The 15838-nt window shown below is 67.4% G+C and carries 13 protein-coding genes and 2 pseudogenes; 12 read left to right on the top strand and 3 right to left on the bottom strand.

The features are described 5' to 3' along the window. Position 1 precedes the first annotated feature (1 nt). Positions 2–889 carry an SDR family oxidoreductase gene (locus IPI43_25735; protein ID MBK7777484.1) on the top strand — a complete coding sequence of 296 codons (888 nt, stop codon included), beginning with the start codon at positions 2–4 and terminating at the stop codon, positions 887–889. 540 nt (positions 890–1429) lie between these two features. On the opposite strand, the gene IPI43_25740 is transcribed toward IPI43_25735, so the two are convergent. Then, complete coding sequence (locus IPI43_25740; GenBank protein ID MBK7777485.1) at positions 1430–2500, bottom strand: putative sulfate exporter family transporter; 1071 nt, start codon at positions 2498–2500, stop codon at positions 1430–1432. Between the two features lie 139 nt (positions 2501–2639). Beyond that, positions 2640–3983, bottom strand: coding sequence for a hypothetical protein (locus tag IPI43_25745; GenBank protein MBK7777486.1), 1344 nt, complete (start codon positions 3981–3983; stop codon positions 2640–2642). 373 nt (positions 3984–4356) lie between these two features. Between IPI43_25745 and IPI43_25750 the strand changes: the two genes are divergently transcribed. After that, positions 4357–5256 (top strand): LysR family transcriptional regulator, encoded by a 900-nt coding sequence (locus tag IPI43_25750; protein MBK7777487.1) that lies wholly within the window; start codon positions 4357–4359, stop codon positions 5254–5256. A gap of 33 nt (positions 5257–5289) precedes the next feature. On the opposite strand, the gene IPI43_25755 is transcribed toward IPI43_25750, so the two are convergent. Continuing rightward, positions 5290–5943 carry a TetR/AcrR family transcriptional regulator gene (locus IPI43_25755; GenBank protein ID MBK7777488.1) on the bottom strand — a complete coding sequence of 218 codons (654 nt, stop codon included), beginning with the start codon at positions 5941–5943 and terminating at the stop codon, positions 5290–5292. Between the two features lie 111 nt (positions 5944–6054). Here IPI43_25755 and IPI43_25760 point away from each other — a divergent pair, with 111 nt between their 5' ends. The 10 genes and pseudogenes from IPI43_25760 to IPI43_25805 form a co-directional block, all read left to right on the top strand. Continuing rightward, positions 6055–6696, top strand: a complete 642-nt coding sequence (locus tag IPI43_25760; GenBank protein MBK7777489.1) for a hypothetical protein — start codon at positions 6055–6057, stop codon at positions 6694–6696. Between the two features lie 56 nt (positions 6697–6752). Beyond that, a complete protein-coding gene (locus IPI43_25765; GenBank protein MBK7777490.1) occupies positions 6753–7613 on the top strand; it encodes a transporter in 861 nt (286 codons plus the stop codon). A gap of 131 nt (positions 7614–7744) precedes the next feature. Continuing rightward, complete coding sequence (locus IPI43_25770; GenBank protein MBK7777491.1) at positions 7745–8041, top strand: hypothetical protein; 297 nt, start codon at positions 7745–7747, stop codon at positions 8039–8041. A gap of 57 nt (positions 8042–8098) precedes the next feature. Further along, positions 8099–8587, top strand: a complete 489-nt coding sequence (locus IPI43_25775; GenBank protein ID MBK7777492.1) for a DNA starvation/stationary phase protection protein — start codon at positions 8099–8101, stop codon at positions 8585–8587. Between the two features lie 125 nt (positions 8588–8712). Next, a pseudogene (locus IPI43_25780) lies at positions 8713–10282 on the top strand (type I restriction-modification system subunit M). Further along, positions 10279–11112, top strand: a complete 834-nt coding sequence (locus tag IPI43_25785) for a KilA-N domain-containing protein (GenBank protein MBK7777493.1) — start codon at positions 10279–10281, stop codon at positions 11110–11112. The pseudogene IPI43_25780 and the gene IPI43_25785 overlap by 4 nt, the downstream one beginning before the upstream one ends. 1017 nt (positions 11113–12129) lie before the next feature. Continuing rightward, complete coding sequence (locus IPI43_25790; GenBank protein MBK7777494.1) at positions 12130–12483, top strand: hypothetical protein; 354 nt, start codon at positions 12130–12132, stop codon at positions 12481–12483. Positions 12484–12819: 336 nt separating this feature from the next. Beyond that, positions 12820–13393, top strand: a pseudogene (locus IPI43_25795) (restriction endonuclease subunit S). A gap of 189 nt (positions 13394–13582) precedes the next feature. Further along, the gene (locus IPI43_25800; GenBank protein ID MBK7777495.1) at positions 13583–13873 is read left to right on the top strand and encodes a hypothetical protein; all 291 of its coding nucleotides are present in this window, start codon (positions 13583–13585) and stop codon (positions 13871–13873) included. A gap of 1006 nt (positions 13874–14879) precedes the next feature. Further along, the coding region (locus IPI43_25805; GenBank protein ID MBK7777496.1) for a DEAD/DEAH box helicase family protein at positions 14880–15838 on the top strand (959 nt) is incomplete at its 3' end.

Raw genomic sequence — 15838 nt, forward strand, 5'->3', positions numbered from 1 at the left:
GATGAGCACCTTCGACCACGCCAGCATCCCCGACCTGCACGGCAAGCACGCGCTGGTCACCGGCCCCACCAGCGGCATCGGCCGCGGCACCGCGCTCGCTCTCGGGCGCGCCGGCGCCACCGTGATCCTGGTGGCCCGCAGCCCTGCGCGTTGCGCCGAGGTGGAGGCCGAGCTGCGCGCCGCGGGCGCCCCCGAGCCCATCCGCGTCATCGCCGACCTCAGCCTGCTGCGCGAGGTGGAGCGCGCCGCGAGCGAGGTGCTGGCGCTGGGCGTGCCGCTCGACATCCTGGTGAACAACGCCGGGCTCGTGAACCAGCGCCGCCTGCTGACCGACGAGGGGCACGAGATGACCATGGCCGTAAATTACCTTGCCCCGTTCGCGCTGACGCTGCGGCTCCTGCCCGCCCTGCGCCGCGCCCCCGCCGCGCGCGTGGTGAACGTCACCTCCAACAGCTACGTCATCGGGCGCCTGCGGCTCGACGACCTCACGTTCAAGCGGTTCTACTGGCCGCTCGGGTCCTACTCGGCGAGCAAGCTCGGGAACATCTGCTTCACGCGTGAGCTGGCCCGGCGCCTCGCCGGCGAGTCCATCACCACGAACGCGGTGCACCCGGGGCTGATCTTCACGAACCTCGGCATCGGCAACAACCCGGGGCCGCTGAAGCTGATCCTGGGGACGGCGTGGAAGCAGTTCAGCATCGACGAGTCCGAGGGCTACCGCGGGCCCACCTACGCGGCCACGCACCCCGAGCTCGAGCACGTGACCGGGCAGTACATCGCGGACTGCCAGGTGACTGCGCCGAAGCGCATCGCGCTGGACGACCGCGCCGCGGCGAAGCTCTGGGAGGCGAGCGAGGCGATCACCGGGGTGCGCTTCCCAGAGCGTTGAGAGGTGGTCGGGAGGCGAGCACGAGCACGAGCACGAGCACGTCTACGTCTATCGACTCGTCGCAAGTGCCATGGCGACCAAGGGACGGTTCGGAGGGTTTGGGCGGGCTTCGGCTGTCGATGAATACAGCCTGTTTCAAGGCACTTGGGCACCCCCGGCTGAAGCCGGGGGCAGCAAACCAGGCCCCGGCGACCTGAAAGTCCGCGCGAGGCGGACTAGCTGGAAGCGAGGTTGACGACCGTCCTACCAAGGTTACCCGGACACCCCATGCCGTGAGGCTCCGCAGAGCCTCTGCGTCCGGGTACCTCGGGTAGAACACACCCTGCTGTCAGCCACGTAGTCCGCGCCGACAGGCGGGGACTTTAGGACTATCCATGCGTAGTTTGCTGCCCTCGGCTTCAGCCGGGGGTGCCCCAATTCGCCTTCCCAGAAGCCGATTCGGCTTGCCGGTCACCATCCAGGACTTGTGACGAGTCGACAGACGTGGACGTACGTCCACGTCTACGTTCTTGCGCGGCGAGGGCGACGGCCGTCCCTCGTTCAGGTCACGGCCAGGATCACGCCCAGCGACGCCAGCGACACCAGCACCCAGAGCGTGACGCCCTGCAGGAACGGGCGCAGGCCCACCTGACGCAGCGCCGCGCGGCTGAGGGCGGCGCCCACCAAGAAGAGCGTGAGCACCAGCAGGCGCCGCGCGAGGCTGCTGGCTGCGTCGCCGAGCGGCGCGAGGACCGGGAACGCGTTCACGAGGCCGGCCAGCACCACGAAGCCCAAGATGAACCACGGGCGCGCGGCGCGCGGGGCCTCGGGCGGGGTCGAGTCCACGGTGGCCGTGCCGGCAGCAGCCCGCGCCGCACGCCGCTGCCGACGGGTGTGGAAGGCCAGGGCCGCCGTGAGCGGGATGATCCACAGCGCGCGCGCCAGCTTCACGGTGGTGGCCACCTCGAGGGCGTCGGGCCCGTAGGTCATGGCGGCGCCCACCACCGAGCTGGTGTCGTGGATGGCCACGGCGCACCACAGCCCGAACTGGTGGGCGTCCATGCCGAGCGCGTGCCCCACCAGCGGGAAGACCAGCAGGGCCACGGCGTTGAGCGCGAACACCGTGCCGAGCGCCGCGGTCACCTGGTGCGCGCGCGCCGAGACGGTGGGCGCCACCGCGGCGATGGCGCTGCCTCCGCAGATGGCCGTGCCGGCCGTGACCAGCAGCCCCGTCAGCGCGTCCACGCGGAAGAGCCGCGCGAGCGCCCAGCCGAGCGCGAGGCACAGGGCGATGCTGCCCACCGCGAGGCCCGCGCCCAAGAGACCCACGTCCACCACGGCGCCGAGGTCGAGGCCCGCCCCGAGGCCCATCACGGACAGCATCAGCAGGCGCTTGGCCAGCGCGTTGGTCTCGGCCTCCCACACGTTCCACCCCGCGAAGGCCACCGCGACGCCCAGGGCCAGCGCGCCCACCGACCCGAGCCCGGGCATCACCAGGCAGGCGAGGCCGAGCGCGGGGACGACGGCGCGGCGCAGCCCACCGCGTGACCGAGTGAACGCACGGACCACCGCGGCTGCGCGCAGAGGCGCTGCGAGCGGGACGGGACCGGGGTGCAGGTCGAGCGTGGACATGACCCTGAAGGTGCCCCCGACACATCGCATGGACGAATCGTTTGATCCGATGTGCCATCACCCCCATCTATGACTAGCGCGCAGCAGGCCACCCAGCGCATCGCTCGCCGGCCTGTGCGCCGCACTGGGCGGCTGGCCTTCAGGGGGTGGCGGGGCAGTGGGCGAGCTCGGGGCCGAACTCCGCGGGATCACCGAGGATGAAGCCTTCGCGGAACCACCAAGGCACCGTCAGCGGGTACGAGTCGTCCGGCGCGTAGGATGCCGCCGAGGGCGCGACGACACCGAACTGCACGTACACGCTCCGCCCCGAGAGCGCGACGCGCTCCTCCACGGTCGCCGGCAGGGGTGGCACGCCCTCGAAGCGAGCTCGCCCGACCTCGAAGCTCTCGATGCTCCAGCGGAAGGGCTGGGGTCCCGCCGTCCGCAAGACCATGCGGCCGCGGTGCCCTGCGCCCCCCACGTCGATCACCAGCTCGTCGAGCGAGCTCCCTTCGTGGTCCGAGACCGTGACGCCGGGGATCACGGACCGGTGGCCGCCGCTCACGGCCGGGATGTCGCCCCACGACGCGATCCGATTCGCACAGGCATCGCGTGCGCGAACCAACGACTCGGTTCCGCCGAGCCTGGGTGGTGACCACCCGGACGCGCCCCGGAGCATCACCCACCGAAACGAGGCGTAGCAGCGCGTCGGGGTCAGGGTCTCCCTCGTAAAGCGTGTCGGAAAGCTGACCTCGTAGAGCCCCCCGCCAGGCGACCGGGTGGTGACGTGCAGGGAGAGGTTCCAAATCCGCGACCCCTCATCCACGAAGGCTTGCGCGTACAGGTTGTTGGACGCTTGCACCATGACCTCCACGGTCGCGTCGCCCGACTCGGAGCTCGCCAGCGGCAGGCGCGACCTCGCTCGCAGAGGTCCGCCGGGCACGGCGACGAGGTTCACGATCTCCCCACGCAGCCGCTGCTCGTTCTCGGGCTCGTCGTGGATCACGACGGCGATGCCTTCACGGAGGGCCATGTCGCGGTCTACCAGCCCCTCGAACGTCAGGAGCCCGCGCCGCACCCCGGGCGCCGAGAGCTGCAAGAACCCCCCTTCGTAGTCCTCCACCTCCAGCTGCCAAGGCGAAAGCACGTCCGAAGGCTGGACCACCACTTCACGGGGAAAGACGAGCGGCCCTGGCAAGGGCACAGGCGCACGGAGCACACTGAGCGCCTCGTCCCCGATGACCGCGGTGACGTTCCAGCAGGTCGCGCCGGACGAGTCGAAGCGCGCCGCACCGTTGGCGCCGGAGACGGCCTCCCACGTTGCCCCGCTGGCGCAGTCCTCGACCACGACGAGGGCGCCCGCCGCCGGTCTCGGCGCCTGGTGGCCCTCGTCGGTCAACACGATGACCTCGACCCGGGTGCCTGCGTCCGTCGACGACCCCGCGTCCGGTGGGTCGTCGACGGCGACCTCGTGGGCGCGGTAGCACCCGGGCGCGGCGAGCACGACGAGGGACAGCAGCGCGGTGGTCCACGGGGTCCGCCGACGGCCGCGCGCCCAGCCAGTTGGGGGAATGAAACGACGAAGGGTGGTGCTGAACCAGTGCGACATAGGCCTCGAGCGCCCGCTGAGCGGTCCGTTCGACACCCTATCTGGCCGGTGGGACCGCCGCGGTGTCACTTCTGGCGAGGTGCTTGTCCTTCGCAGCCGGTCAAGGCCGTGCCGTCCAGCAACTGCGAAGAACACCGTCGCGGCTGGACGTGCCAACGGACCCAGCGGGCGCCGGGTCATGCGCGTGACTGCCGTGGACACGTGCGAAGACGCCCTCGATCCATCGCCGTGACGAATGGTCGGAGCAGATGTGCCATAGTCACGCTCTATGGCTAGCGCGCGCGACGACTTCGACTCCCGCCACCTCGCCGTGCTGCGTGCCGTGATCGACGCCGGCAGCATCACCAAAGCGGCGCGCCAGCTGCACCTCTCGCAGCCCGCCGTGACGGCCAGCGTAAAGAAGCTGGAGGGGGCGCTGGGGGTCACGCTGCTCGAGCGCTTTGCGCGTGGCGTCACGCCCACCGACGCGGGCCGCCGGCTGCTGTTGCACGCGCGCCGCATCGACGCCCAGCTGGACGAGCTGGTGGCCGACGTGACCACGCGCGACGCCCCGCTCGCGCCCCTGGTGCTGGGCGCCAGCACCACCATCGCGGCGGGCCTGGTGCCCAAGCTGTTCGCGCGCTTCCGGGCGCAGGAAGGCGCCACGGGCTTGCGCCTGATCGTGGGCAACACCAGCGAGATCATCGCACAGGTGGAGAGCGGCGCCCTGCCCCTCGGGCTGGTGGAGGGGCCTCCGCGCGCGGCCCGTGTGCGCCTCGAGCGGCTGCTGGACGACACGCTCTTGCCGGTGGTGGCCGCCAACTCGCCGTTCCGGGGCCACAACGTGGACCTGAACACGCCGGTGCTGTGGCGCGAGGTGGGCTCGGGCACACGCACCGTGGTGGAGCGCGCGCTGCGCAAGCTGGGCCGCAAGCCCATGCCCTTCGACCTCGAGCTGGGCAGCACGGCCGCCATCCGCCGCGCGGTGGGGCTGTCGCTCGGGGTGGCGTTCCTGTCGCGCTGGTCCATGGGCGAGGACCTCGACGCGGGGCGCCTGCGCCTGCTGCACATCCCGGGCCTCGAGATCGGGCGGCGCTTCAGCTGGGCCCTGCCGAGCGCGCCCCTGAGCGGCACCGCCGCGCGCTTCCACGCGTTCGCCAGCGCCGAGCACGAGGTGGTGGTGCCGTGAGCGCCAGGTCACCCCGGCAAGAGCGCGCCTCGCTCAGTGCGCGAGGCCGCGCAGCTGCAGCGCGAGCGACGTGCGCAGCTGCTTCTCGATGGCGTCCTCGAGCGTGCCATAGCCGCCCAGCCACGAGATGATCGCAGCGAAGTACAGCGCGAAGAGGTTCTGCGCGGCGGCCAGCACGTCGATGTCCTGCGCCACCTCGCCGCGCGCCTTGGCCGCGTGCACCAGGCCGCCGAGCTGGTGCAGGAACGAGTAGGTCAGCGCCGCCATGCGCCGGCCGTTGGGGCCGCTGGCGGTGCCGAGCGCGCGCACGAAAGCGCTGGCCAGGTCGGGGGCCTCCCCATAGGTGCGCAGCAAGAGCCCGAAGACGTGCACCAGCTCGTCCAGCAAGGGGACCCCGCGCGGCAGCGTGCGGAAGGCGCGCTCCACCGCCGCGGCCAGGCGCTCGTGCATCACCATGCAGACCAGGTCCTCCTTGTCGCTCGCGTAGAGGAACAGGGTGCCCTTGGCCACGCCGGCGCGCTCCGCCACGTCGGCCAGCTTGGTGCCCCCCACGCCGTGCTCGAGGAACAGCTCGAAGGCCGCCTCGCGGATGCGCTCGCGCTTGTCCTCCTTGTTGGCCTCGCGCCGCCCACCCTCTACCGGGCGCAGGGCGGTCCGCTTCGACTTTGGTTTTGCGACCCGGGTCATGCCTGTGGCGGCCAGTCTAACCAACAAAATCCACAAAATCATCCGCTGGCGCCTTGCCAGGGGCACATCACTGACCACAAACTGACCGTAGTCATTTTTATGGAGGCAGCCATGGCGATCATCGAGTACCCCACCAGCGAGCCCGTCCGCAGCGCCCGGGCGCGCTACTTCGAAGCCAACCACTTCGGCGCGGACGGCGGCTACGGGGACGCGTGGGTGGAGGTGAAGTTCGGGCCCATCCCGGTCCCCATCCCCAACACACCGGCGCGCGTGCGGGCGGTCCGCTACCACGACCTGCACCACATCGTGACCGGCTACGACACCGACCTGGTGGGCGAGATGGAGATCTCTGCGTGGGAGCTGGGCGCCGGCTGCGAGGACTTCGTGGCGGCCTACGTCCTGAACGTAGGCGGCCTTTCGGGCGGCGCCGCCATCGCGCCGCTGCGCACGCTGCGGGCCTTCGCGCGGGGTCGTCGGAGCCGCTCGCTGTACCGCCACACGGACGTGGAGGCGCTGCTCGACGGGGACGTGGCCGCCATCCGCGCGCTCACCCACGTGCCCTCAGAGCCCGTGCCGGTCCGCCCGAGCGACGTGGCGCGGTTTCTCGCCATCGCCACGCTCGGCCTGTTCACGTGGGGCGTGGTGTTGGTGCCCGGCCTGCTGCTCGGGCCGCTGCTGGCGCTGTATCTGTCACGCGCCAAGGCACGACAGGGCGCGGGCAGCGCAGGGACCTCGGCGCAGCTCGGCGGGTGACGTAGCCAACCTCGCCCTCGACAGCGCAGGCGGCCTCTGCTCCACTCGCGGCGCGCATGCTCTCGCCCCTCGAACAAGTCCTGCTCGCGTTGCTGCTGGTGGTCCTCATGGTGGGCATGGGCGCCACCCTCACCGTGGACGCGTTCCGCGAGGTGGTGCGGAAACCGCGGGGCCCGCTGATCGGCCTCGCCTCGCAGTTCGGCTGGATGCCGCTGATCGCGTTCGGCCTCGCGCACGCGCTCGCGCTGCCGCCGGAGCTCGCCATCGGCCTCATCGTGGTGGGCTGCACGCCGGGGGGCACCACCTCGAACCTGTTCACCTACTATGCGCGCGCCGACCTGGCGCTGAGCATCACCATGACGGCGCTCTCGTCGGTGGCCGCGGTGGTGCTCATGCCGCTCGCGCTGCGCGTGTATGCGGCGCCCTTCTCGAGCGCGACGTTGGTCGTCCCCTACACCAACATCGCCGCCACGTTGGCGCTCATGCTGGTGCCCATGGGCATCGGCATGGCCGTGCGTCACCGCTCGTCGGCGGCGGCCGCGCGCGTGGAGCGGGCCGGCAGCGTGGCGGGGCTCGCCGTGCTGGCGCTGCTGATCGGGACGGGGCTCGTGCGCAACGGCCACCTGCTGGTCGAGTCACCCCCCACGGTGTACGCGGCGGCGCTGGGCCTCGGGGTCGTGGGCTTCGGCCTCGGGTACCTGAGCGCGCGCCTCGGGGGCCTCGGGCCGGCCGCACGCCGCGCGGTGGCTTTCGAGACCGGCATCCAGAACAGCCCGCTGGCGCTGGGCATCTTGATGACCTCGTTCCCGGCGGAGCTGCACGCTCAGCTGCTGTGGCTGCCGCTGCTCTACGCGCTGTTCATCATTCTCTCGTCGGCCGCGCTGGCGGCGTTCCTGCGCACTCGCCCGCTGGCGTGACGCCCCCCTGCCGAGGTTGCTCTGCCCGCGCCAATCCCGCGTGCAGCGCAAGCGTTGCGTCGGCGATCCGAGTTCTCTCGGACGATCGCGGTTCGCGAGGCGTGGCACGTAGGTTGCTGTGGGTGTTTGGCATGACCTCCTCCCGCGTGCGTTCTCCTTCGGTCTTCGCCCCGCTCACGCTCATCGTGCTCGCCATCGCCGGCGGGGGCAGCGCGTGCTCCAGCCCCTCGGGGGTGGCGCTCGAAGACACACCTCGAGAGCTGGCCGGCGCGCTCTGCGACCAGCTGGTGAACTGCGCCACCTGTGAGACACGCGACCCCAACGGGACCGTGTGCGACTCGTCCAACGAGTGCCTCAGCGGGCGCTGCGCCGACGACGGCAGCATGACCAACACCCGGCGCTGCACGGACCGCGTGACCTGCGGCTGAAGCGGCCTTCGCGCCCGGTCTTGTCACGGGAGCCCAGCTCGTGCGACGGAACGAATCATGAGCGCCTCTCCCACACTTCCCGCCATCGACATCGGCATCAGCCCAGAGGACCGCGCCGCCATCGTGGCCGGCCTCTCCGCCCTGCTGGCCGACAGCTACACCCTCTACCTGATGACCCACAACTTCCACTGGAACGTGACGGGGCCACAGTTCAACAGCCTGCACGCCATGTTCATGACGCAGTACACGGAGCAGTGGACGGCGCTCGACGAGATCGCGGAGCGCATCCGCGCGCTCGGCCACCCGGCCCCAGGCACCTACAAGGCCTTCCACGCGCTGAGCTCCATCGCCGAAGTGGACGGAGTGCCCAGCGCCGACGACATGGTGCGGCACCTGGTGGCCGCCCAAGAGGCCACGGCGCGCACCGCTCGCAAGCTGTTCCCCGTGGTCAGCGGCGCGAACGACCAGCCCACGGCGGACCTGCTCACGCGCCGCCTCGAGGTGCACGAGAAGACCGCCTGGATGCTGCGCAGCGTGCTGGGCTGAGCTCAGCGCACGCCGCGCAGGCGCAGGGCGAGCGCAACCTGGGCACCAGCGCTGGGGCGAAATTGGCCGCGGGACTCGAGGTCTTCCCGTAGACTCGCTGCCCGCCTTACCTACCCGAAAGCCCCATGCAGCCCAGCACCCGCGACGCCCAGCGCGCCGAGTTACACAAGACCATCTGGCGTATCGCCAACGACCTGCGTGGCTCGGTCGATGGCTGGGACTTCAAGTCCTACGTCCTCGGCATGCTGTTCTACCGCTTCATCTCCGAGAACCTGACCGCCTACGTCAACGAACAGGAGCGCGCCGCCGGGGACCGCACCTTCAACTACGCCGAGATCTCCGACAAGAAGGCCGAGTTCGGCCGCAAGGAGACCGTCGCCGAGCGAGGCTTCTACATCCTCCCTTCTGAGTTGTTCGCCAACGTCCGCAAGCGCGCCGACCAGGACGAGAACCTCAACATGACCCTGGAGCGGGTGTTCAAGAACATCGAGGGCTCCGCGGTGGGTACCGAGAGTGAGGCGGACATTCAGGGTCTGTTCGACGACCTGGACGTGAACAGCCAGAAGCTCGGGCCGACTGTCGCAAAGCGCAACGAAAAAGCTGGTGAAGCTGCTCGACGCTATCGGCGACCTGAAGCTGGGCGACTTCGCCGACAACAGCATCGACGCGTTCGGCGACGCCTACGAGTACCTGATGACCATGTACGCCTCGAGCGCAGGGAAGTCCGGCGGCGAGTTCTTCACCCCGCAAGAAGTCAGCGAGCTGCTCGCGCGCATCACAGTCGTCGGCAAGACCGAGGTGAACAAGGTGTACGACCCCGCGTGCGGCTCCGGGTCGCTCTTGCTGAAGTTCGTGAAGGTGCTGGGCAAGGAGAACGTGCGGCAGGGCTTCTACGGGCAGGAGATCAACCTGACCACCTACAACCTGGCCCGCATCAACATGTTCCTGCACGACGTCAACTTCGAGAAGTTCGACATCGCCCACGGGGACACGCTGATCGACCCGAGGCACTGGGACGACGAACCCTTCGAGGCCATCGTCAGCAACCCACCCTACTCGATCAACTGGGAGGGCGACGCCAACCCCACGCTGATCAACGACCCGCGCTTCTCTCCGGCGGGTGTGCTGGCCCCAAAGTCCAAGGCCGACCTGGCCTTCGCCATGCACATCCTCAGGTGGCTCGCGGTGAACGGCACGGCAGCCATCGTCGAGTTTCCGGGTGTGCTCTATCGCAGCGGCGCGGAGCAGAAGATCCGCAAGTACCTGCTGGACAACAACTACGTGGATGCCGTCATCCAGCTCCCGCCAGACCTCTTCTTCGGCACCACCATCGCCACCTGCATCATCGTGCTGAAGAAGTCGAAGCAGGACAACGCGGTCCTGTTCATCGACGCCAGCGCCGAATTCACACGCGTCGGCAACAAGAACCACCTAGCGCCCGAGCACCACAAGAAGGTCTTGGACGCCTACGTGGCGCGGCAGAACGTGGAACATTTCGCGAGGGTCGTCCCCCACTCGGCCATTGCCGAGAACGCCTACAACATCGCGGTGTCGTCGTACGTCGAGCGCGAGGACACGCGCCAGGCGGTGGATATCCTGGAGCTCAACGCCGAGATCGCGCGAATCGTGGCGCGGCAATCGCGGCTCCGCACCGAGATCGACGCCATCGTGGCCGACCTGGAGGGTGCCGCGTGAGCAAGAACCGGCAGATCACGGTCCAGGGGCGCGCCGTGACGGTCGTGGCCGGCGCCGACGAGGACTACATCTCGCTGACCGACATCGCTCGCCACAAGAACGCCGAGCACACCGATGACCTCATCCGAAACTGGCTGAGGAACCGGAACACGCTGGAGTTCCTGGGGATCTGGGAGCGGCTCAACAACGCGGACTTCAACCCCGTCGAATTCGACGGGATTAGACTGCGAGCCGGGCTGAACAGCTTCACCCTCACGCCCAAGCAGTGGATCGAACGCACTGGCGCCGTTGGCATCACATCCAAGGCTGGGCGCTATGGCGGGACGTACGCCCACAAGGACATTGCCTTCGAGTTCGCGGCCTGGATTTCGGTCGAGTTCAAGCTCTACCTCATCAAGGAGTTCCAGCGCCTCAAGGAAGGGGAGCGCGATCAGCTCGGTTGGGACGTCGGCCGCAACCTCACCAAGATCAACTACCGCATTCACACCGACGCCATCCAGCAGAACCTCATTCCACCCGAGGTCACCCCACAGCAAGCCTCCCTGGTGTACGCGAGCGAAGCCGACCTGCTGAACGTAGCCTTGTTCGGCAAGACGGCCCGAGAGTGGCGTGATGGCCAACCTGGCAGCAAGGGCAACATCCGCGATGAGGCCAACGTCGCGCAGCTCGTGTGCTTGGCCAACCTGGAGGCGCTGAACGCGCACCTCATCCACCAGGGCGTGGCGCAGAGCCAGCGCCTCAAACTGCTCAACCAGACCGCTATTCAGCAGATGAAGGTGTTGACCACCGACAGCGGCGTCCGACGCCTAGAGGCGAAGAACAAGCCATGAGCCGTATCCACGACCTCATCGCGAAGCACTGCCCGGGCGGGGTGCCGTTCAGGGCGCTCGGCGAGATCGGCGAGTTGGTCCGCGGCAACGGGATGCCAAAGACAGACTTCACGGAGTCCGGGGTTGGAGCCATTCACTACGGCCAAATCTACACGTACTACGGCACCTGGACGACCAAGACCCGCTCATTCGTGGCGCCCGAAACGGCAGCACGGCTAGCAAAGGTCGACCCTGGTGACACTCATCATCACGAACACAAGCGAGAACCTAGAAGAGGTCGGGAAAGCAGTTGCTTGGCTCGGCGGAGACCGCATCGTCACTGTGGCCACGCAACCGTCTTGAAGCACGACCAGGACTCCGTTCATCAGCTACTGGCTGCAGAGCCGGCTTCCACCTTCAGAAGAAGCGGTGCGAACGGTACGAAGGTGATCGACGTCTCCGCCAACAGCCTGGCAAAGATCCGCATCCCCATTCCGCCCTCGCGGTGCAGTTCGAGCCGAGGAGCCAGGGCGGATGCCGCCGTCGTTGGCGCCAGAGCGTGTACTTCCGCATGTTGTTGCTGGGGTGCGCTTCCAGAATCAGAGTCAGGCGCGGGATCTGCTGGCGATGCGGACTCGCTCTCGCTGAAGCGCTTCCTGGGATTCGAGCCGCACGAGTCGACGCCCGACCACTCCAACGTTGTCACGCATGCGCACGCGACTGCCCGGAGTCGACGTACGTGGAGGTCTTCCGCTTCGTGATGCGTGGTAACCAACGAGGCGCGGTCTGCTGCGCGGCCAGGTGGCTGGGGTGGATCCGACCTACCACCTTCGCGCCGATGCGTCGATAGAGACCATCGTGCGGAAGGGCAGCGCGGCGAGGGCTACAAGGGCTACCTGCGCGGGCTCGCCAAGGGGAGTCCGGCATCGAGAACCCGACCGAAGAGGGCTGCCCGCTTCGGAAGGCCGAAGCCGCGAAGGCAAAGAAGACGTCGAATGAAGAGTGGGCAAGCCCCACCGACTCCGGACGCTGGATCACGTGCGCTTGAAGGATGGGCGAACGCGACTCGGCTACAAGGCCGAGCACGTGGTCGACATGGAGACGGGCGCTCCCCTCGCCGTGGACGATGGCCGCCCGACGAGCGACCCCTCGTCCATCGAAGGACGAGGCCTCAAGCTCGCCGAGCGAATCTCTGAGCGCACCATCGCTCGCGACGACGATGACGACGACAGCGACGGGCGCCACCTTCCAGCAAAGTCATCCGGGAGCATCCACGCGAAGGTCGTCGCCGACAGGGGCTGCCACAAAGGCGAGAGGCACGATTCGGAGCCTCGAGGAGAAGAGCATCCGGACCTACCATTCCCGAGCGGCTTCGGCGGCAAGCGTCGCTAGCGAAGCATGGTGGACGCAAGACGGCGAAGGCCGTGTACCGCAATCGAGAACGCGTGAAGCGCCCGAAGAAGAGACAAAGAGAGCTACAACGCCGTCGCGGTGAACTCATCGAGCGCTCGCTTCGCGCACATCTGCGAGACCGGCGACCATCGACGCACGCGGCTCCGAAGGCGAGGCAACGTCCGCAAGCGCTACCTCATCCAGTGCGCGGGCTTCAACCTCAACATCCTGATGCGGCTCCTCGGAGCAGGCACCTCGCCAGGTCGTGGACTGGCGAAGGCCTATGGGGCGCAGCAGCCACTCTCGCGGATCACGTCGTGTGCGCTGGTGGCTCTCATGGCTGCCGTAGTTTGCGGCGCCAGCGCCGCCATGATCCGTCGGCCGCTTCCTATCTGCCGCCCTCGCTCACGCCACCCGGCAGCCCTGGCTCGCTTCACCGGGTTTTTCAACGGAGAAACGCGCAGCAAAGTCGACCCTGGTGACATCATCATCACGAACACAAGCGAGAACCTAGAAGAGGTCGGGAAAGCAGTTGCTTGGCTCGGCGGAACCGCATCGTCACTGGTGGCCACGCAACCGTCTTGAAGCACGACCAGGACTCCAAGTTCATCAGCTACTGGCTGCAGAGCCCTAGCTTCCACCTTCAGAAGAAGAAGCGGTATGCGAACAGTACGAAGGTGATCGACGTCTCCGCCAACAGCCTGGCAAAGATCCGCATCCCCATTCCGCCCCTCGCGGTGCAGCAGGAGATCGTGCGCGTACTGGATCTGTTCGCAGAGCTGGAAGCAGAGCTGGAAGCAGAGCTGAAGCTCGCCGCAAGCAGTATGCATACTATCGGGATTCTCTCTTGACTTTCAGAGACGCATCTGAAGGTGAAGAGAGGGAAATTAAGATGGACAGCAATGGGTAGGCTAGCCACCATCGTTCGCGGGGTACTCGCCACGTCCAAATCCACGCCTTCGTCACCGAAAGGGCGGACGACGGGATCCGTGGATCGAGATCGGTGACGACCATACCAGGCGGAGGGTTCATCGCAGGACCGCTGAACGTGACACTTGCGGGCGCCGAGAAGTCCCGCCGCGTGTACCCTGGTGACTTCGTGCTCTCCAACTCCATGAGCTTCGGTCGCCCATACATCTCCCAGATCGAGGGCTGCATCCACGACGGTTGGCTGGCCGTCAGCAACTTCGGCGAGTCATTCCTACCGGACTTCCTGTACCACCTACTCAGTGCTGCGCCCGTTCAAACAGAATTCGCGCGCCGTGCAGGCGCGGGCACGGTCCAGAACCTGAACGCCGGTATCGTGAAGTCGGTAGTCTTGCCTGTGCCCCCCCTCGGTGAGCAGCGCCACGCGTCGTCGCGATCCTCGACCAATTCGACGCTCTCGTGAACGTGAAGCCTCTCCGACGGCCTCCCTGCCGGATCCGCGCGGCGGCAGCGGTATGAGACATGCACGCGACCAGCTGCTGAGGCTTCGTGGAGGCCGCCGGCGTGAGCGAGAGTTCCGCCCACTGCACTTTACGCACCGCTCGCGGTAAGCGACCAGAAACGCAGCTGGTGGCTGAGTATCCCGGACGAGCAGGGCATCGCCGATGGCTATCAGACCGAGGCGCAGCTCGAGCACGAGTTCATCGAGCGCCGCAAAGAGGCCCAAGCCTACGAGTACCTGCCCATCGCAGGCAGGGGCGCAGCTCATCGCGAACCTGCGCGCGCAGCTGGGCTTCCAACGGCGTCACGTTCTCGGACAACGAGTTAGAACTTCACGGAGCGCGTAGCCAAACCAACCACGGCCGGGAACAAGACCCGTCGCATTCAGGAAGGGGACCAGTTCCAGGTCCTGGTCCGCGACGACGGGTCCACACAGAACATCAAGCTCCTCGACAAGAAGCATCCACAACAATCACCTCCAGGTCATCAACCAGTACGAGGTCAGTGAGGGGTCAGGCCGCTGCGCTCGGAGGCCAGCCCTTCTTTGTAATGACCATCCCTCATCGACGGTCTGCCCACTGGTCCAGCTATCCACGAGCTGAAGCGTCGCAGCGTGGACATCCGCGAGCCTTCAACCAGATCAACCGCTACCGAAAGCGGGACTCGTTTTGGGCGGGCTCGGGACTCTTCGACTACACCCAGATATTCGTGCATCACCAGCAGCACGCGCTGACGAAGTACTACAGCAACACCACGCGACGACAGCACCTCGACGAAGCCGAAAGCGGCGGGAGACGAGAGTACGAGTAACGTCGAACTCCTATGAATTCACCTCCTGGGTGGGCAGACGCCACGAACCGGCCGATTCCAGAGCCTGGCGGGCTTCACCGAGACGCGTTCTTCGCGAAGCACGTTTGCTCGCCGTGCTCGCCTCGATACTGCTCACGGCCGACCGAATACTGCTCGTCATGCGGCCCTACCAGATCCGCGGCCACCGGAAGGGGATCCTGAACAAGATAGACATCGCCCGGAACGCCAGAACTCTCGGCACCGTCCATGCAGGCGGCTATGTCTGGCCCTTTTCCGGCTCCGGTAAGACGCTTTCCTGGCTTCAGAACGGCGCAGCTGGCGTCGCGGGGCGAGGGCGTGGCCAAGGTGCTGTTCGTGGTGCGGATCGCAAAGACCTCGATTACCAGACCATGCTGGAGTACGACCGCTTCGAGATGGGCGCCGCCAACTCGAACACCTCCACCGCCGTGCTCAAGCGACAGCTGGGTGACCCATCCGCCCGCATCATCGTCACCACGATCCAGAAGCTGTCGACGTTCATCGCCGGGAACCGAGACCACGCCGTGTACGACGGCCACGTCGTCATCATCTTCGACGAGTGCCACCGCAGCCAGTTCGGCGACATGCATACGGTTATCGGGCGCGCGTTCAGCCAGTATACGCTGTTCGGGTTCACGGGCACGCCATCTTCGCAGAGAACTCTTCTACCGGCGGAGATGCGAAGCGGCGAACCACCGAGCAAACAGTTGGGCGGCTCATCCCACACACGTACACGATTACATGGACGCGATCACCGACAGAACGTGCTCCCGTTCCGCATCGACTACGTCAACACCATCCAAGCTGCCACGCCGGTGACCGACAAGCAAGTGTTCGGGATCCGACGCGGAGCGCGCGTGCTGGCCCCTCGGCGCGTGAGCCAGGTCGTCGCCTACACCCGCGAGCACTTCGAGCAGAAGACCAAAACGGAGCAGAAGCTACAAAGCATCGCGTGCTCACCAACATCGCCGAGGTCGCTGGCGCTCGCAGCAAAGATCCCTCGAAAGAAGCGGGAAAGTCGCGACCACGGATCGATGGCTTCAACTCCATCTTTGCCACAGCCTCCATCGACGCCGCCAAGCGCTTCTACGCGGAGTTC

The organism is Sandaracinaceae bacterium, assembly GCA_016706685.1.
Taxonomy (GTDB): domain Bacteria; phylum Myxococcota_A; class Polyangia; order Polyangiales; family Houyiibacteriaceae; genus JADJJE01.